The organism is Myroides indicus (assembly GCF_004364575.1).
GTDB lineage: Bacteria > Bacteroidota > Bacteroidia > Flavobacteriales > Flavobacteriaceae > Flavobacterium > Flavobacterium indicum_A.
On sequence record NZ_SOAG01000004.1, the window covers coordinates 1 to 25,697 of the forward strand.

General features: G+C 33.3%; 12 protein-coding genes. 5 read left to right on the plus strand and 7 right to left on the minus strand.

All coding sequences use genetic code 11. The features are described 5' to 3' along the window. The coding region (locus C8P70_RS02305) for a choice-of-anchor J domain-containing protein (protein WP_133711742.1) at window positions 1–2,624 on the minus strand (2,624 nt) is incomplete at its 3' end. A gap of 313 nt (window positions 2,625–2,937) precedes the next feature. Next, complete coding sequence (locus tag C8P70_RS02310; RefSeq protein WP_133711743.1) at window positions 2,938–3,138, minus strand: hypothetical protein; 201 nt, start codon at window positions 3,136–3,138, stop codon at window positions 2,938–2,940. Window positions 3,139–3,215: 77 nt separating this feature from the next. Between C8P70_RS02310 and C8P70_RS02315 the strand changes: the two genes are divergently transcribed. Further along, window positions 3,216–3,902: a helix-turn-helix domain-containing protein gene (locus tag C8P70_RS02315; RefSeq protein ID WP_133711744.1), complete on the plus strand. Its 687-nt coding sequence runs from the start codon at window positions 3,216–3,218 to the stop codon at window positions 3,900–3,902. A 439-nt stretch (window positions 3,903–4,341) separates the two neighbouring features. Here C8P70_RS02315 and C8P70_RS02320 read toward each other — a convergent pair whose 3' ends face one another. The 4 genes from C8P70_RS02320 to C8P70_RS02335 form a co-directional block, all read right to left on the minus strand. Next, the gene (locus C8P70_RS02320; protein WP_133711745.1) at window positions 4,342–11,991 is read right to left on the minus strand and encodes a choice-of-anchor J domain-containing protein; all 7,650 of its coding nucleotides are present in this window, start codon (window positions 11,989–11,991) and stop codon (window positions 4,342–4,344) included. A gap of 529 nt (window positions 11,992–12,520) precedes the next feature. Continuing rightward, window positions 12,521–17,851, minus strand: coding sequence for a choice-of-anchor J domain-containing protein (locus tag C8P70_RS02325; RefSeq protein WP_133711746.1), 5,331 nt, complete (start codon window positions 17,849–17,851; stop codon window positions 12,521–12,523). A 283-nt stretch (window positions 17,852–18,134) separates the two neighbouring features. Beyond that, window positions 18,135–19,559 (minus strand): tetratricopeptide repeat protein, encoded by a 1,425-nt coding sequence (locus C8P70_RS02330; protein ID WP_243832650.1) that lies wholly within the window; start codon window positions 19,557–19,559, stop codon window positions 18,135–18,137. 41 nt (window positions 19,560–19,600) lie between these two features. Next, complete coding sequence (locus C8P70_RS02335) at window positions 19,601–19,900, minus strand: hypothetical protein (protein ID WP_133711748.1); 300 nt, start codon at window positions 19,898–19,900, stop codon at window positions 19,601–19,603. Window positions 19,901–20,175: 275 nt separating this feature from the next. Here C8P70_RS02335 and C8P70_RS02340 point away from each other — a divergent pair, with 275 nt between their 5' ends. The 4 genes from C8P70_RS02340 to C8P70_RS02355 all read left to right on the plus strand — a co-directional run bounded on the left by C8P70_RS02340 (window position 20,176) and on the right by C8P70_RS02355 (window position 24,092). Beyond that, window positions 20,176–20,751: a hypothetical protein gene (locus C8P70_RS02340; protein ID WP_133711749.1), complete on the plus strand. Its 576-nt coding sequence runs from the start codon at window positions 20,176–20,178 to the stop codon at window positions 20,749–20,751. A 200-nt stretch (window positions 20,752–20,951) separates the two neighbouring features. Then, a complete protein-coding gene (locus tag C8P70_RS02345) occupies window positions 20,952–22,376 on the plus strand; it encodes an L-serine ammonia-lyase (RefSeq protein WP_133711750.1) in 1,425 nt (474 codons plus the stop codon). Between the two features lie 96 nt (window positions 22,377–22,472). Next, window positions 22,473–23,291, plus strand: coding sequence for a 3-methyl-2-oxobutanoate hydroxymethyltransferase (gene panB / locus C8P70_RS02350; protein WP_133711751.1), 819 nt, complete (start codon window positions 22,473–22,475; stop codon window positions 23,289–23,291). Window positions 23,292–23,390: 99 nt separating this feature from the next. After that, a complete protein-coding gene (locus tag C8P70_RS02355) occupies window positions 23,391–24,092 on the plus strand; it encodes an RluA family pseudouridine synthase (RefSeq protein ID WP_133711752.1) in 702 nt (233 codons plus the stop codon). A 3-nt stretch (window positions 24,093–24,095) separates the two neighbouring features. On the opposite strand, the gene C8P70_RS02360 is transcribed toward C8P70_RS02355, so the two are convergent. Continuing rightward, window positions 24,096–25,697 (minus strand): ABC transporter substrate-binding protein, encoded by a 1,602-nt coding sequence (locus C8P70_RS02360; RefSeq protein ID WP_133711753.1) that lies wholly within the window; start codon window positions 25,695–25,697, stop codon window positions 24,096–24,098.

A 25,697-nucleotide genomic window follows, 5' to 3' on the forward strand; every position in this document is an offset into this window, starting at 1 on the left:
GGTGTAGTAAACACTCCGCAAGCTGTTTTAAATATATAAGGTCCGGACCACTCTCCGTATTTTCCGTTTCCACAACCAGTACGAACGTAAAACTCGTACACCGTATTATGCTTTAAATTGTCTCCATTCTTGTCTTTAGTTACAACAACTTCTTTATTTTTAGCTGTTGTTGTTTTAGTAACAGAAATTGGTATAGGTCCGCCCGCTTTCTGCACAACATATTCCCAGTCAGAACCAAAGTCATCCTGCCAATAAATAGTTGCTTTATTTTCCTTTTCATCTTTACTGCCAAGCTCAACCGGTTCAGGACAGTCTATTTCTTCAAAAAAGACATTGTCTATATATAAATAAGTTCCTGTATCAGGAGTAGTCACATGCCATCCAATATTGATATCTCCGCTTTCTCCTCCTATAATGATTTTTTGTTCATCCCAACTAGGATTACTATATCCAGCTTTTGCCAATAATACTTTTTTAAATTCAGAAAGATTCGTTCCATTATTGGAAAGCAAAACTTCAAAATCGGTCTTATAACTAATATCCGTTTTATAGTGGTATTTCAGTCTGTAATATTTAGCAGCATTTAATTTAAAAACAGGAGATATCAACCAGTCATCGTGTGGACTTTTTGACATATCATTTTGATATCCATAAAAATACATCATTTGATCACCTTCATATACATCATAATCAAATATTTTCCAAATATTATCTCCATTATTAATCACATCCTTATTATTGTCTACTATAATCCAACAACTCAATGTTGTGGAAGTTTTATTAAACCCTTCCCAAAAAGGTAGAGGCTGCACATCACATGGAGTTTTAAATGCAAATGGTCCTACCCAGCCACTGTTTTTTCCCGATCCGCAAGTAGAGCGAACCCAAAACTCATACTCTGTATCAGGCTCTAAATTTCCGCTGCCTGTGCCATTAGTTCGTGTTGCGGTTACTGGTTTACTGGTCACTAAAGTACCGCTGCCCGTGGGTTTTCCGCTTCCTGCCGCCTGAACATAGGTCTCCCACTGAGAATTTTCGGTATCCGTCCAGTTAAACTTAGCCTTGTCAATCTCCAGATCCCTAATTGTTATATCGTCTTCCGGACCGATACAATCAATTTTTTCAAGCTTAATATCATCAAGATATACATAAGTGCGATTACTATTACCTGACATTACATGCCATCCTATGTTGGCATCTCCATCTACCCCAGTAATGTATAATATCTTTTTTTCATAGTTTTCATTCTTATAAGCTTTCGATGCTAGTAAAGTAGTTGTAAACTGACTTGGATCTGTTCCTTTAGTTGACAACTTTACCTCAAAATTATTCTCATAAGATTCATTGGTTCTGTAATAATAAGTCAGTTGGTAAATATCTGTATTTTTCATCTGAATTACGGGTGATATCAACCAATCATCGTATGTTTTATTAAGCCCTCCATAAAAGCGCTGGCTGTAAGTTCCCCCATATGCATGTGCAGAACTACTGTAAAGTCCCCATGTATTTAATATTGTTGTAGTACCTTCTGAATCACCATGGACATCTATAATAGTCCAGCAATCCAACGTAGTAGAATTGGTTTCAAAAGTTTCTATAAACGGCAAATTAACTGCTGAACACTCTGTTTTAAAAACAAAAGGACCTATCCAATCGCCAAATGTTCCATCTATACACTTGGCACGAACATAAAATTCATATTCTTTATTAGGGTTTAAATTAGCTCCGCTATTTGTTTTAATTACTGTTACCTCATTAGTTGTTGTAGATATACCTACATTATTTGGATATCCTCCATCTGCTTCCTGAACAACATATTCCCAACTCGTATTCAAATCATCCTCCCATAAAATAGTAGCCTTGTTAGACTCAATATCTTTTACATCTAAATTTACCCCCTCCATACAATTTGCTATAACAATTCTAACATTGTCTAAATATAATACTGTTGAAGATAAAGGAGTAGTTACCTGCCAAGCAAGATTAATATTCCCTGAAATTCCTTTTATAAATAACGCCTCTGTTTCCCAAGTAGTACTACTATGTCCTTTCTTGTTAAGAAGTGTTGTTGAGAAATCACTTTTAGCAATTCCTCCTTTGGATAATAGTACTTTGAACTCATTACCAACAGAAAATGCCGATGTTTTATAATCATAAGTCAGTTTATAAACTTTAGTTGAATCTAGCGTGATTACGGGCGATATCAACCAGTCATCATGAGGAGCATAATTAGAAAGTGACGAAAAACGTATGCTTTGATCTCCCTCGCTAAATGATGTATCATACGTATGCCATATATTACTTGTAGCAGTTGGAATTCCCCCATTAGGATTAGTATATATTGTCCAACAATCTAACGTTTTTGAATCCGTATTAAAACCCTCCCAAAAAGGAATAACAAAAGGAGTACATTGTGTATTATCATCAGTAACTATATCACGTATTTCCATTTTATATTCTTCAATATAATCAGCAAATAGCATAGTGCTTTCAAATCTACAACATGACAATAAGCATAAATCTGAAAGATGAGAACTCAAATCCCGATTTCTTTTAGAAGTTGCCTGCATAATAATAGAACTAAGCAGCAACAAAGTAAACCATAAAACATATTTTTTTTTCATAATTTATTGTTTTTTATTATTAATCATTTTTTTGAGCAACATTTATAAATATGAAAAGTTTAATTATTGTTATTAATTTCAAGATACTCTCCTTTATTTTCATAGCTCCTTCTTTACTGTTATAATCTATTCAATCCTATCCTACTTTTTAATCATCAAGAAACATTACAGGAATCAAAGCTGCTCTTTTTGATATTATCGTCACTTATAGCTCCATAAATTGAACTAGTCTCAATAAGCAGGATATTTAACTTTAAACTTTTCTATTTTTGTCAACTATACTTGATATTATAAAAACAACTTTACTCTACAATTAAAGATCTTTCAAAGTAGTATTGATTTTTCTCTCCATCATTTTATAATCCTCACAAATGCGGAGTGAAGCTTCACTAGTTCTCTCACCTCTTAATGATTGCCCAATAAACTGTGGAGTAAATCCATACTTTTCAATTAATTTCCTAATAATTGCGGGGTTATAAGTTTTATACGCTGCTTTTTTTCTATTTTTGTCCATTGTTTAAATTGTTTCAATTTATCCAGCACTATATTTCTATGGCACAATATATAAACAAATGATGTTATAATCAACAAATGATGTCTAATTTTCTAAATATTAACAAAAGAATACTCTATATTATTGACAATATATGTAATGGAAGTCAAAAAAAATTCGCAGAACGCATAGGTTTTGCTCCTCAGGTTATAAACAATATTATATCAGGAAGGCAAAGCAAACCTAGCTTTGATGTTTTAAACGCAATAATAACATCTTTTGTTGATTTAAATCCAGAATGGCTTTTAACAGGCAAAGGAAGTTTTTTAAGAGATTATACAAATTTTGAATTTCAATTTCAGTCAGCTAGTTCTGATCAATTCTTAATACCTTTACTCGGAAATATCGATTCTAACCAACCAGACACAAAAAAATTTTCCTCTGATCAGCTTTATATTAATACTCAAATTCATTTTCCAGAAGCTACCTCCGCCCTTCAATACAATCATCAAAATATGTTAGAATTTCCTAAAGGAAGTATTATTATTTTAAAAGAAGTTTTAGATAAAGATTTAATTGTATGGGGCAATAATTATTGTATAGAAACTTCTGAATACAGAATTATTAAAAAGATACAAAAATCAGATAAAACAGATCATATTTTAGGTTATAGCACCAACCTAGAAAGATATAACGATGGAAAACTTATACATGAAACAATAGAAATTTCTTTAAAATCAATTAAAAGGTTATTTAGCATTGTTGGATATAGCATTAGACTATAAATTCCTATTATTGATCTCTTTTGCTAAGAATAAGAATTCAATAAGCTAGATATAAAGAACTATATTTTTAAAGTTTCGAAACTTCCTACAGCCTACAATTTAGATTATTTTTTATAAAAATCACAATATATAAAGGGAGTATTTTTCTTGAAGCAGTTTTGACATCTTTCTAATAAAAATCATTTTTTTTTCAGATCTGCCCATATACTCAAATTTACACTTATACGACTAAAATATATTTCTAGAACTTCTAATAAAAGGTAGCTCTTCAAAGTTTCCATATTTTCCAGCATACATGTAATAAACAGAATTTCTTTACTATATATAAAGAATTCATCGTAGTCATTTTATACTTAATAAAAATTTATATTAAATAAGGGGCTGTCTTCAGTTGTAAGACAGCCCCTTTTTAACTCAATTATATTTAAAAAAAGATAAGTTATTTATTTATCTGCACCCATCCTGTTCGGGTTTTTCCATGTGCAATAATCACATAGTAATACGTTCCGTCAGGAAGCTGTTTTCCGTTTTTGCCCTGACCATGCCACTGAGTAGTATAGCTTCCATCATAAGAATAAACTTCAGTTCCCCAACGGTTGTAAATCTTTATATTTTCCACTCCATGAGGAGTAAGGTCAAATACGTCGTTTAATCCGTCATTGTTAGGTGAAATTCCTCTCGGAATAGGACAATCATCATAATTTATAGTAAAACTACTCTCATCAATACACAAACTATCCTTTGAACTAGCATAAACATAAATTGTCTGTTTTTCGACAATTGTCATACCTTCATATAATTCTATACCTCCTCTTTGTGGTTCAGTATGATAGCTATTGTACTGTGAAAGCGGTTTTAATTCATAGTACTCACAGCTCAGCGTTGTATTTTCGAACACATCAGCAAATACAGGTGCTGTTATATCAACCCTATATGAAGTTTCTTCATAACAACCATCTTCACTATTTAGTTGTAGCAAATAAATTATATGTTCACCCGACTCAGCCAAAATGTCTCCGGCTTTATACTTTTTGCCATTTCCTCCAGATTCTGTATAATAATACTGATTTCCATCAACTTTAGGGAATATATATTCTGCACATACTGCAACGTTTTCAGGTTTAGAAGGAGTAACTCCCTGCTCTACCTGGATATGCAGAACAAATATCTCATGACAGCCTGTACGAGTATCCTCTACACGAATGTAAAGATTAACATTATTTGTCCCTTCTACCCTATAGGAGGTTTCATCAATAGTATTTTCTCCTCCTTCTAAAGCCTCTTCTTCCGTTAAATAATAAGCTATTGTATAATCTTCTTTGTTAACATCAGCAAACATTTCAGCCTCTACAAGGGATAAATCTACAATTCTATCGAACAATGAAAATCTACAAGTTTCAAACGCTGCAGGTTTGTGAACTACTTTTGAAATAGCAGGATATATTTCGATTCTTATATTGCCTTTAAACTCGCATTTAATTTCAGGATATCTAACAACCAATTCATAATCTCCTGTTTCATGTACTTCTAAATCAGGATTAGTAGCTCCGTCTATAATATTTCCATCTTTATACCATTGAAATTCTGTATTGCCACACTGATCAGTTTTTACACCCGATTTAATCGTATATACTTCCTGATCACATAATGCATTATTAGTCTCTACCAATAAGTCTTCTCCTAAATCAATATTTCCTAAATCAAAGCTTCGCGCATTGAAAAACACTGCAGAGGTATGACCTGAACTAGAACAAAAATCAGCGATTGCCAATTTAATTCTATACTTATGGCAAGACTTAACCTTCACCATTTCTGAACTTAGTGGTAAGGTCAATCCTACAAAATTAATAGGCGCATCTAAAATATTGTCAAAACCTCTATCATAATGTTTCCAATAGAATTCTTTATTTCTACTTTCACAAGAATGTCCTGATTTTTGTGTATCTCGGATTGTCGATAGAGCAATTGGCTGATTTGTTCCCGGAACTAAAGCCAAATTCTGTCCTTCTCCTGTTTCAAGATCGGTTAACCAAGCCGCAAACAGTGCTCCTCCTTCACTACATCCTGAAGTAGTGCAACTTATATGATAACTTTGAGATGCAAATAAGTATTCAAATTTAATAGAATCCGTTATAGGTGTAAAATCAAACTCTAATACAGCAACATGCTTATTACTTCCAAAACCGCTTCCACCAAGATCGTCAATTACTTTATTTAAATCCGGATCACCTGTCCACGTAGGAATTTTATCTCTTTGATCGTTAATACTCTTATAGGTATAAGGTCCCGGAATATGTTTAACATCTCCTGTTGCTAAAACAATTCCTTCTTCAAATGGAAACATAGAATTACTTTTATTAAAATACCCCAATGCATTTATACTATTATTTCCATCTCCTACCTGATATCTAACGTTCTCAACTAAATCACAATCTGAACCAATCAATACATCTTTAACTAACTCTTCTACAGAATATTTTTCTCCACTAGGACTTACTTCTACTGGTCCATACTCTGATGTAGTAATACAAATTGTAAAAATAAAATCTGGTTGATCTTCTTCTAATTTACCTTTATCATCCGCACGAACATAATTACCCAGTCTCACAAATATTTTCTGTCCAGGAGACATTCCCGTCATTAAAATATCATCACCTTCCTCACCTACACTAAAACATCCTATAGGTGATGCTGTCATCTTGGCACAATCCTGCACGTAAATTGCTCCATAAAGAAGTGGTGTTAAAGAAGTTGTTTGAAGTGCTTTTACTTCTTTTATACTAAAAAGATGCGTTTCAGAAGTTGCTGTAAATTCAAACCATACATCATTTTTCAAGTTACTTGCACAATTTGGAGCCGGAATACTGGATTCTGTTGCTCCGAGCAAAGTTCCACTTACAGTTTTGATACATTCTAAAGAGTTGTTTACCGGAATAACTTTTGCTCCTGTACAATCATCATATCCTCCCGTAACTTTGGTAACAGTATTAATAGGTGTGCTCCAGTCACTTACAGTACTACCATCTACACATTTAGCTCTAACATATATTGTATATACTTGTCCTCCTATAAGTCCGGAAATAGTTGCTTGTGGCAGTCCTTTAACACTTTGTTTTTGTATTGGTAAACCATTTTCATCATCTCCATAATTTACTACAAGTACTTCCCACTCAACCACACCTCCTTCTTGTTGCCATTCTATATCAATAGTCGTAGAAGTTTCACCTGTTCTTTTAACATAATATGGTTCAGGACAAGTTTCGATCTTCTTCACAATAATATTATCTATATACAAGTTTGTTCGTATAGACGATTTAGCATTAATATGCCACGCTAAATTAACATCTCCTTTTATTCCATTTATAAATGACACTTGTTCAGTATACTGATTGGTGTATTTATTTTGTAAAGGAACAATTACAGAAGTAAATTTATCATTTCCAATTCCATCTTTAGAAAGTAATACTTCAAATTGATTTTTAGCATTAGTCACTTCATTGGTACGATAATGATATTTAAGTATATACATACCTCCATCAAAGGTAATTTCCGGCGATATTAGCCAATCATCAAGATTTTTAGATGTGTCGGAAGAATATTGATAATAGATTGCCTGATCACCTTCATATTTTGTTGAAGTTGTTTTCCAAGTAGATCCTTCAGGAATTATACCACCAGATTGATCCATAATTGTCCAACATCTTATTGAAGGAATATCTGTATTAAATCCTTCAAAAAACGGAGTTGAGTATACTTCACAAAGAGTAACAAAATAATATGGTCCATTCCATACACTATACTCTCCATTTCCACAAACTGTACGTACATAAAACTCATAGTCTGTATTGGAATCCAAGCCACTACCAAAAGCATCTACATCCACCGTATTCTCTTTTTTTGTAGTAACAGTTCCATTGGTTTTAGGAAGCCCTTCATCTTTTCTTTGGATATAATATTCCCAAGAACTACCTCCCATATCATCTTCCCAAGAGATATCCACTTGATTTGCCTCAATATTATCAACTGAAAGCTTTAAAGGTTCCGGACATCCTTCAACCTCTTCTATAAAAACATTATCTATATAAATATATGTACCCCCTGGTGATGTTACATGCCAGGCAAGAGCTGACTCTCCTTTTACATTATCAATAAACACGTGTTCTTCTATCCATACAGACGAATTACTATATCTTCTGTTTGGTATGATTACTTTTGTAAATTGATCGGTATCTAATCCCGAATCGGATAATAAAACTTCAAATTCATTGGTATGACTAAGGTTATTATCTGTACTATAATGATATTTTAATCTATAAATTTTATTTTTATCAAAATTAAATAGTGGAGAAATCAACCAGTCATCATGTGTTTTATTGCTAGAACCATAAAAACTCATCGATTGGTCTCCTTCATACTTATTAGTTCTGTAATTCCATCTATCGGTAGACATTGTTAAAATTGCATCTTTATTTCTATCTACCACAGACCAACAAGATAATGTCGTTGAAGCCTTATTAAATCCTTCCCAAAAAGGCAAGTCTACAACGCCGCATCCGGTTCTAAATACATAGGGTCCTGACCAACTACTAAAATCCGTATTACTACATTTTGTTCTAACATAAAACTCATACTCCGTATTTGGGCTTAGTGTATTTCCATTCTTGTCTTTATCTATAACAATGCTATTCTGAGTTGAACTGGTTCCCGATACAGGAGCTATTCCTCTAGCCTTCTGAACTACGTATTCCCATTCACTGCCTATTTCATCTGTCCATTTTAATGTAGCCTTGTCCGCTTCAATATCTTCAACACCTAAATCAAAAGGCTCCGGACAGCCTTTTACTTCTTCGATAGTTATATCATCAATAAGAAGCATAGTAGTCACATTAGAAGATGTAACATGCCAGGCAATATTTACAACACCGTCATAACCATTAAGAATTATCACTTCTTCCTTCCAATTTGAATCAGAAGATCCTTTTTTTGAAATTAATGTTTTTGTAAAAGATGTAATATCTATTCCTGAATCCGATATCAGAACTTCAAAGTCAGAACTATATGAACTATTAGTTTGATATTGATATTTTAGCCTGTATGTTTTCGCTTTTTCTAATTTTATTTTAGGAGATATCAACCAATCATCATGAGGTCTCTTAGAGGTACTACTGGTATAACCGTAGTGTCTCATACTTTGATTTCCTTCATAAAATAAAAACTCATAAGGTTTCCAAATATTATCTCCTGTTTCTCCTCCTTGGGAATCATTATTGGCATCAATAATAGTCCAACAATCTATACTTTCTGAGCCCTCTATACCCCCTGAACCTTTATTAAATCCTTCTGAAAAAGGAACACTATATACCCCACACAAGGTTTTAAAAGAAACAGGTCCTATCCAAGCACTCATTTTTCCACTCCCACAACTTGATCTTACATATATTTCATACTCAGTATTTGCTTGTAATGAAGGACTTCCCGATATACTTTCTCTAGTCACCGTAATAGTTTTAGAGTTAGATAACGTACCGCCTCCTACAGGTGAAACCCCTCCTTTCTTTTGCAGGTAATATTCCCATTGAGTGTTGTAATCATCCTCCCAAGAGAAAACAGCTTTATCATGCTCCACTTGATCGATGTTTACATCTACTACCCCCATACAATCAACTTTTTCAATACTTACTAAGTCGATATTAACAGTCATATTTGCACTCGATGTTACATGCCATGCTATATTTACAGATCCTCCGGTGTTTTTAATATATACTACTTTTTTAAGGTATTCGGCATTTTTATATATTTCATTTGGAACTAATACAGTTTCAAAATCACTCGCTTGTGTGCCTTTTTTAGACAATAGTACTTCAAACTCATTACTAGTAGAGCTACTTGTTTTGTAATAATATGTCAATTGATATATTGCCGTTGAATCCATCTCTATGGTAGGCGAAATTAAGTAATCTCTAGTTGTTGAACCGACCACTGGTAAAGGTGATAAACTATTATTCGCTTTAGTTGCTAAAGGTAATTTAGGTGGTCTAGGAATTACAGGACCAGGAATTACAGGACCAGGAATTACAGGACCAGGAATTACAGGACCAGGAATTACAGGACCGATAATAATTCCTCCTCCTTTATAATATCTCATAGAATATGTTCCTTCATAAGGCGTAGTTTTAGATAACGTCCATTTAACCCCATCCCCGTCTTTATTAACAATTGCCCAGCAATCTACTGTTAAAGACTTTTCCTCAAAATCTTCTTTAAATGGTAAATTAACAGATTTACAGGTTGTTCTAATTTTAAAAGGTCCAGACCAGTCACTGAACTTACCATTTAAGCAAACAGCTCTAACATAAAATTCATATTCTTTATTTTCACTAATATTATCTCCTGAAAAATCCTTATTAATAATTACTTCATTAGCAGAAGTTGACGTACCAGCCCCCGAAGGTTCTCCTTCGCCTGAATCTTGTACATAAAATTCCCAAGAGTCATTCAATTCATCTTCCCAATAGATAGTAAACTTATCACCACCAATATCTTTTCCCCCTAAGCTTGAAGGTTTCATACATTCCATCTCTTCCAAAGACAAATGGTCTATATATATATCCACTGCTGCATCATGCGTAACGTGCCACGATAGGTTCTTCACACCACCTATTCCACTTATAAAAACAATTTCCTCTTTATATGCGCTATTAGTAATTGTTTTCGCCGGTACTATAATTTCTTTATCTGAAGCCATTGCTCCGTCTGAAATTACTACCTCAAACTGACCTCTAAAGCTTGTTAAGAAGCTACTTGGTTTTGTTTTATAATAAAAAGAGAGTTTATATATTTTTGTTGAGTCAAATTCAATAAGAGGAGAAGTTAACCAATCATCATGCTTTTTAGTACTTCCGGCACTCAATAACATTGCTTGATCTCCCGAAAATGCAGAAGAATCAGGCAACCAATACTTATCATCATTATTTCCGTCAATAACTGTCCAACAATCCAAAGTAAGTGAAGTGCTATCAAACCCTTCTGAAAATGGAATTGTAAAAACACTTTTACAAAGGGTAACAAAAAGAAAAGGTCCTGTCCAATCGCCATATTTATTATTTTTGCAACTTGATCTAACATAATACTCGTAATCTGTACTAGGTAAAAGTGAATTTCCTTTGCTATCTTTATCTATTTCAATTTCATTCGCATTAACTTTAATTCCAGCCGCTGTAGGAAAACCTTCTCCTTTTGCTTGAACAATATACTCCCACTCATCATTAAAGTCATCTTCCCAATAAATAGTAACTTTATCGCTTTTTATATTTTTAATTCGTTGTTCACTAAGGTTAGGGCAATCTATTGCTCTAATAGCAACTTCATCTATATATAAATCTGTGCTTCCTGTATATTTGATGTTCCAACCTATATTTACTACTCCTTGCTTTCCGGAAATATATATTACATCTTCAACATAAGTAGTGTTCTTTATAGTTTTGAGAGGAGAAAGCACATCAGTAAACTTAGTTACATCAGCTCCTTCGGTAGATAGATAGACTCCATAATCTCCTCTACCCGAACCTGTACCGAATAACCCTCCTCCAGCTGTCCTATAGTAATAGGTCAATTCATATATTTTTGTTGAATCCATCTGAATTGACGGGGTTATCAGCCATTCATCATTCTTAGGTGTGGGAGCTCCAATCTTTTGCATTCCACTAGAAAAATACATTGCCTGATCACCGCTATAGGATGAAGTAGTGGTTTTCCATGTAGAACCATCTCCATTTCCATCCACTATAGTCCAACAACTAAAGGTAGATGAGGTAGTGTTAAAACCTTCTACAAAGGGTATAGCTTGCGTACTACACGTAGAAGTAGATGAAGAAAAATTATTTTTTGAATTTTGTTTATCAAAATTATCATCAGATAATTTTAAATCAGGCTCTTGCTTAGAGTCCTTTTCTCCTGGTTCTAAAGACATAGAGTTGGGTAGGATTAAGTTATCTAAAAGCAAAAAGCTTTTATTAAATCCAGCCAACACATACTGTCCAAAAACAATAAAAACCAAGAAAACAGTAAAAATTAGTAGTTTTTTTTTCATGTTTATGAGGTGTTAGTTAAAAATAAAAATTTCTACTTTTCAACAACTCACTCCGCTTATTTATATTGAAAATTTTTTTAAAAGGAAAAGAGAATGTGAAAGAATAAGAAATTTTAATACTCTATAACAAACATAGACATTAAGAAAAATTAGACAATAAAAATTATGTTAATTAACATTTACCATAATTACAATACTTACAAAAAAACAAATAATTTTTCCTCAAACAACAAAAAAAAACATCTAAAATTTTTTATTAATTAATTATATTCTCAATAAATACACACTCAAATATATTAGTTTAGATTATACATAAAAACAGTAAAGAAATAGCCAAAACCATAAATTTATCAACTTATTTTTAATTTTCATAAAACTTTTATATCATAAATAAGCTTGTTAAATGTTTTAATGAAAGATTTAATAGATAGATATTTCCATTAACATTTTAAATCGTAAAAAGTTAATCCCCGGCAAGCCATAAATTACAAAATACTTGTCCGGGGATAACCAAATCTAACCAAAAAAACTACTTATTTATTTGCACCCATCCGGTACGAATTTTTCCATGGGCTCGGATCACGTAATAATACGTTCCATACGGTAACTGTTTACCATCTTTGCTCTGTCCATGCCACTGCGTTGTATAACCTTCTCCGTGAGCGTAAACCTCAGTTCCCCAACGATTATAAATCTTAATGCTTTCTACTCCATGAGGCGTTAAATCAAAGACATCATTTAAACCGTCGTCGTTTGGAGAGATTCCCCGTGGAATCGGGCAGTCTTCATAATCAATCGTAAAACTACTTTCATCTGTACACAAACCGTTGTCTGAACTCGCATAAACATAAACGGTCTGTTTATGAAGAATCTGCATACCTTCGTATAGCTCTGTGCCCTGTCTTTCTGGCTCAGTGTAGTAACTGTTGTGTTCAGAAAGTGGTGCCAGTTCGTAATACTCGCAACTCAGCGTTCGATCTTCAAAGATATCTGCCGTTACAGGAGCTGTAATGCTCACCTTATATGAGATTTCTTCATAACAATTCTCGTTATTATTGACCTGCAACAAATAAATCGTGTGTTCGCCCGGTTCAACTAAAACGTCTCCGGCTTGATATCTTGTACTCTGACCGCCCGGTTCGGTATAGTAATACTGGTTGTTTGCTGTGGCAGGGAAAACATATTCTGCACAAACGCTCACGTTTTCCAGTTGATCCGGAACCGCGCCTTCTTCAGGTTGAATATGTAATTCAAATACCTCGTGACAACCGGTTATGGTATTTTCTACGCGGATATACAGGATTTGCGCTTGCGGTTCTTTGCCCAAGGCATAATTTGCTACGTTGAGTATTGCATTTTCTGACGCTTCGGCATCTTCGGCGGTTTTGTAATAATCTGTTGTATATATACTTCTGTCTACAGCTGCAAACATAGCGGCTTCTACAGCAGTTAAATTAACTGCGATTTCCTGTAAAGACTGCTGACAAACCACAATTGTTTCCGCCTGATGTACCGTCTCAGAAATAGCCGGGTAAACCTCTACGATAATAGAATCTGACGACTCGCATTCCAGTTCCGGGAATTTAACTTTGATTGCATATTCTCCGGTTTCACTGACTTCTAAGTCCGGATCATTGGCGCCGGGAATTAAAACACCGTCTTTGTACCATTCTATTTCTGTTTTTAATTCTTCGGATAATACAAATCCGGATTTAATAACAACAGTTTCTCCTTTGCATATTGCATTATTTGTATCAATTAATAAGTCAGGCCCTAAATCTAATTTACCAATATCAAAACTCCCTCCTTTAAAAAATACCGCAGATGAATGGGCAACTACTGGACAAAAGTCCATCACCGCAAGTTTAATGTGGTATTTCCTCCCAGGAATTACATCTATTGTCCTAGATTTCATAGCCTTAGTAAATCCAATGAAATCAATTGGTGCATCTAATGGATTATCAACTTCATTATCATAATGTTTCCAATAGTATTCTTCATTTCTACTATCACATAAGATTCCCGACTTCTTAGCATCTCTAATGGTATTAACAGTAACCGCTGTTTCAGTTCCCTCAATCTTTGCTAAATTTTGACCCCTGCCGGTTTTAGTATCCACTAGCCAAACTGCAAAAAGAGCCGCATTACTACATGAGTAAGAACATCTGGAAGCATAGCTGTTTGACGCAAATAAATATTCAAATTGTATTGAGTCCTTGACAGGAATAAAATCAAATTCCAGCTGAGTAACGCGCATAACTGGATTAGGAGAATATGCCATTGGGTGTCCTCCTGCTTCGTTAATAGCTTCTTTCAGATCATCATCACCTCCCCACCTAAAATTATTCGTTCCTCTCTCACTAAATTGACCTCTAAATGGCCCCGAAACATATTCTACCTCATTAGTTGACAACACTATTCCTTCATCAAAAGGGAATATTGATTTTTCTTTACTAAAATATCCAAGTGTATTCATGCTCTTTGTACTAGGACTACCATCTCCAACTTTATACTGAACATTACTTACTAGATTACATTCTGATTTAATCAAAACTGATTTTACCAACTCTTCTTCGTTATACTTTTCATTATTAGGACTCACTTTAATAGCCAAATCATCTGAAGCCGTAGTAATACAAATATTAAACAAATAATCTGAAAAGGCTGTTGAACTTCCAAAACGCACATAGTATTTTTTCCCAGGAACCAGATTTCTCAACATCCAATAGCTACTTGCACTTTGTGCAAAACTTCCAGAACACTCTAAAGAAGCAGTCATACTTCCACAAGGTTGATCATAAATTTCAGCATATAAATTTGGTATTGAACTACCAGAAATACTGACTAAGTTCATTATTTCTAATTTATGATTATTTGAAATAGCAGTAAACTCAAACCAAACGTCTGTTTTACCTGCATATCCATTATTACAACTAGATTTAGGGTTCACTGAATTTGTAGCGCCATTAAGGGTTCCTGAAACTATTTTTACACACTCTAAAGTAGTATTCACAGGTATATTTACAGCCCCAGAACATTCATCATTTCCACCAACTTTTGTTGATGTATGTCTTGGTGAAGACCAATCGCTCATTAGTGAGTTTCCAGAGCATTTTGCTCGAACGTAAATTGTAAAAGGACTTCCTGTGTTTAATCCCGTTAGTGTTGTTTTAGGGGATCCCATTACGTTTTGTGTTAATAGTGGAGTAGCAGTCTCATCATCACCATAATTCACCACTATCACTTGCCAGTCATCAATTCCACCTGTTTGCTGCCATTCTATGTCGATGCTATTGGTAGTTGAGTTAGTTACCGTCACGTAAAAGGGTTCAGGACAATTTTCTACCTTTTTTAAAGTAACATCGTCTAGATAAACATAGCATGAACTTACAGCATTAACATGCCATGCTAAATTGATATCTCCAGGAATACCTTTAAAAAACACTACTCCTTCTTTCCAGTTTGCCTCTTTATAGATTTTACTCGGTAAAACAGTAGTATTAAAATCAACTATATCTGTACCATTAGAAGACAATAAAATCTCGAAAGAACTATTTTGGGTAGCTATAGCACTTGTCTTATAATAATATTTTAGAACATAATCATCTGCACTCATTTTGAATGTTGGAGAAATCAACCAGTCATCATTGGTTTTGCCTGCTGCACCATAAAAATACATACATTGTGTTCCATTCCTAACACCACTAGTATAAGTGCGCCAAATATAGCTGCCGGTTGGCGAGGTAGAATCCCCATTTCCGTCAACGATTGTCCAACATCTATATGTTTTATTCGATTCTTCAAAACCGTCTTCAAACGGGATGTTATAGATACCACAAGCCGTAGTAAATATAAAAGGACCTTGCCAGATACTTTTTTTTCCATTTGCACAATCAGTACGTACATAAAATTCATAGTCAGTATTAGGAACCAAAGAACTACCATTAAATTCTTTGGATACAATATTTTCTTTTTTATTTGTTACAACACCAGAAGTTGCAGGTGTTTTTCCGCCAGTTTTTTGTATATAATACTCCCATCCTGTTGCAATAAAGTCATCTTGCCAATAAATAGTGGTTTCATCATTTTTTATATCCTTTACTCCCAAATTAATAGGTTCAGGACAATCCATTACCTCTTCAATAAATACATTATCTATTGACAACTGAGTAGCAGTAGCACTAGTAATATGCCATGCTATATTTATATCTCCATCAATTCCTGACACAAATACAATCTCCTCAATCCAGTCACTTCCATATTTATACTTTTTCTTAGGTACTATAATAGTAGAGAACTTATCTATATTAACACCTGCTTTTGACAACAGCACCTCAAATTCATAATCGTAAGAAGCTCCTCCTCCTGTTTTATAATGATATTTTAAACGATAGATTTTATTCTTTTCAAAGAACATTGTTGGAGAAATTAACCAATCATCATGTTCTTCTCCAGCTACTTTGGCAGTACCATTAAACCACATCCCCGTTATTCCCTCATAAGCAATACTATGAGCTTTCCAAATATTATTACCCATAGGATTAATCGCATCTTGATTTCCATCAAGAATCGTCCAGCAATATAAAGTTTTTGAATCTGGGTTAAAACCTTCCCAAAAAGGAGCTTTAAGAACAGTGCAAGCTGTTCTAAACTTAAAGGGTCCAGACCACTCCCCGTATAATCCATTTCCACAATTTGTACGCACGTAAAATTCATATTCAGTATTAGGCTCTAATGCTGAACCATCATTTTCTTTTGTAACGGTGATTTCTTTATTGGCTGAGATTATACCAGCAACTGGAAGTAATCCTCCTGATTTTTGAACAGTATATTCCCAATCTTTTCCAAAATTATCTTCCCATAAAATGATAACACTATTACTATCTTCATCTTTAACGCCCAATTGAACAGGTTCCGGACAAGCAATCTCTTCCAAAAAAATATTATCTAAACTTAGTGTTGTAACTGATCCGGGATTACCTTTTATGTGCCAGCCTATATTTACTTCTCCATTAATTCCTCCTATGATAATCTTCTCTTCCTCCCATTTACCTCCTAAAGTCATGTGATCTTTTTTTGCCAACAACAAGGTTGTAAAATCACTGGCTTCTATTCCGTTTTGAGATAGTACCACATCAAAATTATTTTTAGAAACTGTATTTGTAAGAAAATGAAATTTTAATCTATAGTATTTGGTATCTTCAAACTGAAATGTCGGCGAAATTAAAAAGTCATTAAAAGGTGCTGCTGCCACAGCTCCTACAAAGGTTAGATATTGATCCCCTTCATATGGTGCGGTATCCCAAGGAGTGGTTGTTCTCCAAATCTTACTTGTAGACGATGGCTGCATAGATTTGTTGCTTTTATCTAAAACAGTCCAGCAGCTTAAGGTAGGAGAACTGGTATTAAAACCTTCCCAAAACGGTAATGACTGTGTGTCGCATAATGTCTTGAAAATAAGAGGTCCTGTCCATTCGCTGTTTTGATCTAATCCACAAACCGAACGGATCCAAAATTCATATTGTACATCGGGCTGTAGATTTACTGCTCCCACACCATTAGTACGAGTTATTGTGATCGATCTGTTATTACTTATAACTCCACTGCCAGTAGGTGGTATTGTAATACTTCCACCGCTTGGCTTAACATAAATTTCCCATTGAGAATTTATGCTATCAATCCAATTAAATTTAGCACTATCCTTAGTTAAATCACTGATTTGTATATCCGTGGGTTTAGGACAATCGTCTTGGGTAACAATTTCTTTGTTATGAACTATTTTTAAAGCAAAGCCCGAGAGAGAGAGAGTAACTATCAAACAAAACTGTAGCATTAAAAACAGGGTAAGTCTTTTTTTCATAATTTTAATCAAAGGGTTAATTTTAGTTTTGTGGCAATTAAGTTTTTTTAGAAAACACTATTTGCAATTACTCCTTTTAAAAAATACTAATCCAATATTCATGGTATACAAATGGTATACAAAATATGTTTTTAATAAATCACAAAACACTATGTAACAAATAACTACAAAAAAAAGTGTTAAAAAAAGCTATACAAGAGTATATTTACTTTTTATAAAAACGTCTTTTTAATAGGTAAAAAGAAAAATATTATTTGAAAACGAAATAATAAAGAGTAATGTTTTACCATAACTTTATAAGTTCGTCAAGTTCCTCATTTTGCTTAAGATTCAGCTTTTTTCGGATTCTGCTTCTAGCTACAATCACACTTCTGTATTCTATGTTTAACAAAGCAGCTATCTCCTGATTACTCATATTAATTTTAATATAAGAACAAATTCTGATTTCTGTTTTAGAAAGTTGCGGATACTCTGTTTGTATAGTTTTAAAAAAAAGAGGATGTACTTTTTCAAAAGCACTTTTAAACTGTTCCCATCCTTTTTCTTGAATATTTAACTTGCGAATAGCTTTCTTTAGCTCATTTTCAATTTCTCCAATATTTTTATTGTGTTCTAAAACTTTTTCAATTTCTGCCAAAAATTGATTCTTAGACAATAATAAAACATTGATAGCTACTAGTTCCTGATTTTTTTTATCTAATTCATATTCATACTTTTCCTGATGCATTTTTTTTATTTTTTCATCAGATTTTATTTTTTCAAGTAATCCTTTTTTTTCAAGCTCACTGATATAAAAAGCCCTTTTCTTATTTCTGTATAACAAACTCACAACAACAATAGCCCCAACAACAGCGAAAATAATAATTATAGAGGTTTTAGTTTGATTTAGGCGCTTTTGCTTTTCAATTTCATACTGAATGTTGAGCAATTGATTTTTATACTTTTGCTCTTTTATCTCGCTATTCCAGCGTATTCCTTCTATTTCAGACTTTACTGTTGCTCCTTTTAAACTATCCGATACCTGATAATATTTAGCTAAATAATAATTCCCTTTTTCGTATTTTTTTTGGGCAATATATAAATCAGATAGCTGTTTTAATGCTATTTGATCTATATGAGCATCTCCTGCTATATTAATTCCTTTGTGATAATATTCAATAGCTTTATCGGTTTGTTTTTGATCTTTATATAAATGCCCGTAGTGCAATAAAATATGTCCCTGAAAAATTTTATTTTTAAAATAATCTTTTGATTTTTTATAGGCTCTATCCAGATATTCTCGGGCAAAGGCTGTATTTCCTGCATGAATTTCAAGATCACCTAAAAACATTATAGCAATAATTTCATTTTCATAACTATGGTACTTTTCAAAAATTCGGACAGCTTTTTTTAATTGTGTTCTCGCCAAGTCATCTTTTCCCTCCTCTAACAATATTTTGTTTACATTGGCATAATATACCGCAAGTCCCAAGGAGTCATTTCTTTTTAAAAAAATCTCACTAGATTGGTCATAATACGATGCTGCCATTTCTTTTTCTCCAAGCGTATAGTAAATACTTCCCAAACTATTCATAGTATAAGCAACTCCGTCCGGCCTATCATATTTTTTAAACCCTCCCAACGCCTTTAGTAGATAGTCTACACTTTTAGCATACTGATTTGTTTTGGAATAATATAAGCCCGCTTCATAATTGAGTTTTGCTTCCAGATAATCGTTTTCATAATTTTGAGCAAATAAAAATGCTTTTTCTAAAAAAAAGAAATACTGTCGAGCTCAATTTTTTTGCGGTTCATAACAATTTTATGGTAATAAACATAAGCAAGCTTTAGCGTGTCCTTGTTTTGAATGCTTTCCTTATACAAACTGTCTATTTTAATTTCCGCTAAAGATGAGTTACTTTTTAGTAGTGAGTCTATTTCTTTATCCTGTGCAATATATTGAGACCAAATTGGCACTTGCTCTTTTTTTGGATTCCATTTTAAAAAAAACATAATACATCCTAAAGAAATACCCAATAATAACAATCCTATTTTTATTTTATTATTCATATTTTAAATATATTATGTACCTAATCATTAAAAAACAAAGGAATTGGAGTAAACATAATATTATAATAAATTTAATTTTATCTATTAATTAACAATACACGGCTCTATCTTTTAAAGACGCATTTATTTTACTAATTTATAATCCCACTTAAAAATACTAATTTTTTGTTAATATACAATTTTTCAGATGTCTTTGCGTATTTATAATTAATATCTTTCGAGAAATTTATACTATGTATATAAGCAATTAGAAAATTATACTCAAAAATTAATTAATGAAAAAAACAATTATTTTATCCGCCACTTTACTAACTTTTCATTTGTTTAGCTATGCACAAAGCGACTCAAATACTATAGAAAATCAATTTAACACCCTTATTAATCAATCTAATAACTGGCAAAATTATAAAGTTGTAGAAAAAAACAAATTACAACAGTTACAACATAATGTAAAAGATTCAATACACGGTTTGCAAACAACCATTCGTCAGAATAAAACCTCTTTGATAGAACAAAAACAGTCAATAGACTCCTTATCTAACCAACTGCAGATTATTCAAAAAGATTTAACTGCCGCACTTGACCGAGAGAACAATCTTGATTTTATAGGAATCAGCACACATAAAACAACTTTTAAAACATTGGTATGGTCAATCATCATTACTCTTCTTTTAATTTTAGGAATTCTATTTTTTCAATTTAAAAAGAGTTATGCTGACACAAAAGATGCTCGAAAAAAACGAGAGGAAACAGAAATTGAATTAGAAGAATACAAAAGAACATCCTTAGAGCGCGAACAAAAAATAAGACGCCAGTTACAAGATGAAATCAATAAAAACAAACAAAATTAAACTACTTATTACCTCTGATTTTTAACTACAGAGTTTTTTAATAATCATACTTTTAAGGATATTGATACATAAAAGCTATATATTTCTAAATAAAATATATAGCTTTTATAATTTCTTCTATATATATTAATTGTAATCTACAAAATTGCTCCCCAGTATATTTTGATTATCTTCGTATTATCAATAATCTAAACAACATTATGGAATGCATTTCTGTATTTGATATGCTCAAAATTGGAGTAGGTCCCTCAAGTTCACACACGCTAGGACCTTGGAGAGCAGCAGAGCTTTTTATCAAAGAATTAAAAAAGCTACAGTTTTTTCAAACTACAACTCATTTAAAAGTTGATTTATATGGTTCACTTTCTTTAACTGGCATAGGTCATGCTACAGATCTCGCTGTAATGCTTGGATTAAGCGGTGCTGATCCAGAATATGTACCTATTGAAAATATCGACAAAATTATTAATACAGTAAAAGAGTCAAACCAACTTAATTTGGGAGGAGAAAAACCAATTAATTTTAGCCCTAAAGAAGATATAGTATTCAACAAAAACTTTTTGCCATTCCATGCCAATGGGATGACATTTACAGCAAAATACAATAACAATCAATATTATGAATCCACTTTTTATTCAATTGGTGGAGGGTTTGTAGTTAAAGAAGAAAATGCTGAAAATGTTGAAAATGATATAATCAAAGCTTCTTTTCCTTTTCCGATAGACAAAGCAACAGAATTATTAATGTTTTGTAAACAAGAAAATAAATCGATTTCAGAAATTGTTTATGAAAATGAAAAATCTTTGCGTTCAGAAGAAGAAATTCACAATGAGCTATTGCGCATTTGGAATACTATGTTAGAATGTATTTATATAGGTTGTCATACTGAAGGCACTCTGCCCGGCGGACTAAACGTTCGTCGCCGTGCCTATGATATGTATCAAAACCTAAAAGGTGATCTGCCTTATGAAAATGCTCAAGAATGGCTGCAAACTATTAGAAAAACTAAAGTTTATTTTCGCCAAATATTGAAATGGGTAAGCTGTTTTGCTTTAGCTGTCAATGAGGTAAATGCATCATTAGGTCGGGTAGTTACCGCTCCAACTAATGGAAGTGCAGGAGTAATTCCAGCAGTTTTAATGTATTATTTAGTAATTGAAAATCACAAAGCGGGTGATAAAGAAATCAAGCAATTCTTAATGGTGGCAGGAGAAATTGGAAGTATCTTTAAAAAAGGGGCTACTATTTCTGCTGCAATGGGCGGTTGTCAAGCCGAAATCGGCGTATCCTCAGCTATGGCTGCGGGTGCTTTGTGCGAACTCATGGGAGGAAGCCCTGACCAAGTTACAATAGCTGCCGAAATAGCTATGGAACATCATTTAGGATTAACTTGCGATCCGATTGCAGGATTAGTTCAAATCCCATGTATAGAACGCAACACTATGGGAGCTCTTAAAGCTATTAATGCCGCTGAGCTAGCATTGGATACTGATCCTAAGAATGTAAAAGTACCATTGGATAAAGTAGTTAATACGATGTGGCAAACCGCACAAGATATGAATAACAAATACAAAGAAACTTCAGAAGGCGGATTAGCTGTTGCCGTAAATCTCTCTGATTGTTAAGATAATAAACAAATACTATATAATTTACTCTATCAAACAAGCACTTATTTCCATTCTTTTTATCTAATTTTGTATTAAATAACAAATCCAAACACCATGTCAGTAGCAAAAAAAGATTATAAAAAAGTGACTACCAAGTCTCTGATAGATATGAAAGCTAACGGAGAAAAGATTTCAATGTTGACTTGTTATGACTATTCCATGGCAAAAGTGCTTGAAGCCGGAGGAATTGATGTAATGCTTGTAGGAGATTCGGCAAGTAATGTTATGGCAGGACACGAAACTACACTTCCTATTACATTAGACCAAATGATATACCATGCACAATCTGTCGTTCGCGGAGCAGACAGAGCACTGGTTGTAGTAGACTTACCATTTGGTACTTATCAATCCGATCCTAAGGAAGCTTTGCGCTCTGCTATCCGCATCATGAAAGAAAGCGGTGCTCATGCAGTAAAAATGGAAGGCGGTGCTGAAATAAAAGAAGGTATTAAACGTATTTTAGGAGCAGGTGTTCCCGTAATGGGGCACTTAGGTTTGACCCCTCAATCTATTTATAAATTCGGAACTTATACTGTAAGAGCGAAAGAAGATCAAGAAGCAGAACAATTAATAAAGGATGCAAAAATGCTTGAGGATATAGGGTGTTTTGCTTTAGTTTTAGAAAAAATCCCGGCGTCTTTAGCCCAAAAAGTAGCTGAAAGTATTTCTATTCCTGTTATTGGTATAGGAGCGGGTAACGGTGTTGATGGTCAGGTATTAGTCGTACACGATATGATAGGGCTAACCCATGAATTCCATCCAAAATTTTTAAGAAGATACCTGAACATTTTCGAACAAATGAAAGAGGCTGTTTCTCAATATGTCAGAGACGTAAAAGCAGTAGATTTTCCTAACGAAAACGAACAATACTAATTAAATAATGGAAATTAAACGAAATTGAAATTTTTATTCCTTTTAATTTCGTTTAATTTATAAGTTTTTTACCCCCTCTACTAGATTTATTATTTTCTAATGAAAATTATTTCAACTCCTAAAAATTTAGATGTCTTATACGAAGATAATCATCTTATTGTGGTCAATAAGCGTGTAGGAGACATTGTTCAAGGTGACCGAACAGGAGATATTCCCTTAAGTGAAGTAGTAAAGCTATTTTTAAAAAATAAATACAATAAACCCGGAGCTGTTTTTTTAGGAGTCGTACATCGACTAGACCGCCCTACTTCCGGAATAGTTTTATTTGCCAAAACCTCTAAAGCTTTAACTCGTCTAAACAACTTATTTAAAAACAGAGAAACAAAAAAAATGTATTGGGCTGTGGTTAAAAATACACCTGAAAAAGAAGAAAACATTCTGGAACATTTCTTAATCAGAAATTCTAAAAACAACACTTCAAAAGCTTTTTTAAAAGAAATTAAGGGCAGTAAAAAAGCAAAACTGAGTTATAAAGTTATTCAAAAATTAAAACACTATTCTGTTCTGGAAATTGATTTATACTCTGGAAGACACCATCAAATCAGAGCACAACTTTCTGCAATCGGCTGTCCTATAAAGGGTGATTTGAAATATGGTTTTGATCGCAGCAATAAAGATGGAGGTATTCACCTACACGCCAGACAAATAATTTTTAACCATCCTGTAACTCAGGAAGTCATTACTATAGTAGCTCCGCCTCCCGATGACATTTTATGGAAAGAGGTCATTAATACTCTGTAGTATTTATTTTGTTTTTTTAACCTTTTTTATAAACAGATTATTCATCGGATTTATTCCTAATCCCGTAATATCTTTCTGATAGAATCGTATTGCTTTGTCGTAGAACAAAACTATGATCGGGAGCTCATCTGCAATTATACTATCCATTTGAGTATATAGTTCTGTACGTTTAGCGAAATCATTTTCTGAATAAGACAATTGATAAAGTTTATCAAATTCAGCATTTGAAAAACGCGTATAATTGGGTCCTTGAGGAGGAATATTTTTTGAGAAAAATAATGATAAATAATTTTCGGCATCTGGATAATCTGCAATCCAACTACCTCTAAAAAAGGCCGCTTTTCCTGAAGCAATTCCTTGTCTCAACGCAGAAGGAGGCGATATATCCACTGTTACGTCAATTCCTATTTTTTGCCATTCACGTTGCAGATACTCTGCAATATCTGCATACGAATCATTTATAGACAGGGTTACGTTAACCTGTTTAGTATTCGTTTTTTCCTTGTATTGCTGTACTAACTTTTGTGCTTCAACTTTATCATACTGCTTAAAACCATCAAAATTTCCATTCAATCCTTTTGGAATCATTCCCCCAACACTTCCATCCCCCATTCCATTGCGCAAATACCTCAACATTTTTTGCCTGTCAAAACCTATATCCAATGCTCTTCTCACTAGTTTATCACCAAGAGGAGAATCCCCTTCAAAATTAATACCCAAATATTCCGTATTTAAATAAGAACCCGTAATCATCTTAATTTTTGAAAGATACTTTTCTTTTAACTCTCCTGTTTCTGTAATTATATCATCTTTATAAGAAGGATCTAACCCTGAAATAAAGTCTATATTTCCCTGTATAAATTGTAAAAAAGCACTCTGTTTATCAGGTAAAAAAGTGATCGCCACAGATTCCAGATAAGGTAACTGCACTCCTTCCTCGTCTTTTTCAAAATAAAGCAGATTTTTCCTTAAAACCAGCTTTATATTTTCTTCCCAAAATTTAAAGTAAAACGGTCCGGTACCTATCGGATGGGAGCGAAAAACATGCAAAGGATCTTCTACAATCTCTGATGGCAAAACCGATGCATATCGCATAGAAAGCAAACCCAAAAAAGCAGGAAAAGGTTCTTTTAACCGAATTTGAAATACAGAATCATTCAATGCTTTAAATGATTCTACTTTTTGTAAAATCCAAGCTCCGGGAGAGGCTACTTGAGGACTGAGAAGCCTGTTAAAACTATATTCGAAATCTCCTGCAACAACAGTTCTAGTACTGTCTTTTCCAAAATTGATATGCTTGTGAAAATACACATCATTTCTCAGTGTAAAATTATATTCTTTCCCATCTTCACTAACCCTCCATTTTTTTGCTATATCTGGTTTAATATGCAAACTATCATCTAATTGAACCAAGCCATTAAACAACTGATTGCAAGGCCATATAATAGCCATATTACGAGCAAAAGCAGGGTCTAACGTTTGAATATTGGCACTTTCATTATACCTAAAAATTTGAACTTCATCGTTTTTTATTGCTTTATTTTGACATCCGCCTATCGTTAAAACAATACAAAATATTGATATATAAACTCTTATTGATTTCAT

Bases quoted from the DNA above. Each gene is read 5' to 3' on its own strand.
- C8P70_RS02315 (WP_133711744.1), top strand. From the start codon at position 3,216: ATGATGTCTAATTTTCTAAATATTAACAAAAGAATACTCTATATTATT.
- C8P70_RS02345 (WP_133711750.1), top strand. From the start codon at position 20,952: ATGGAATGCATTTCTGTATTTGATATGCTCAAAATTGGAGTAGGTCCC.
- C8P70_RS02320 (WP_133711745.1), bottom strand. From the start codon at position 11,991: ATGAAAAAAAAACTACTAATTTTTACTGTTTTCTTGGTTTTTATTGTT.
- C8P70_RS02310 (WP_133711743.1), bottom strand. From the start codon at position 3,138: ATGGACAAAAATAGAAAAAAAGCAGCGTATAAAACTTATAACCCCGCA.
- C8P70_RS02335 (WP_133711748.1), bottom strand. From the start codon at position 19,900: ATGAATAATAAAATAAAAATAGGATTGTTATTATTGGGTATTTCTTTA.
- panB (WP_133711751.1), top strand. From the start codon at position 22,473: ATGTCAGTAGCAAAAAAAGATTATAAAAAAGTGACTACCAAGTCTCTG.
- C8P70_RS02355 (WP_133711752.1), top strand. From the start codon at position 23,391: ATGAAAATTATTTCAACTCCTAAAAATTTAGATGTCTTATACGAAGAT.
- C8P70_RS02325 (WP_133711746.1), bottom strand. From the start codon at position 17,851: ATGAAAAAAAGACTTACCCTGTTTTTAATGCTACAGTTTTGTTTGATA.
- C8P70_RS02340 (WP_133711749.1), top strand. From the start codon at position 20,176: ATGAAAAAAACAATTATTTTATCCGCCACTTTACTAACTTTTCATTTG.
- C8P70_RS02360 (WP_133711753.1), bottom strand. From the start codon at position 25,697: ATGAAATCAATAAGAGTTTATATATCAATATTTTGTATTGTTTTAACG.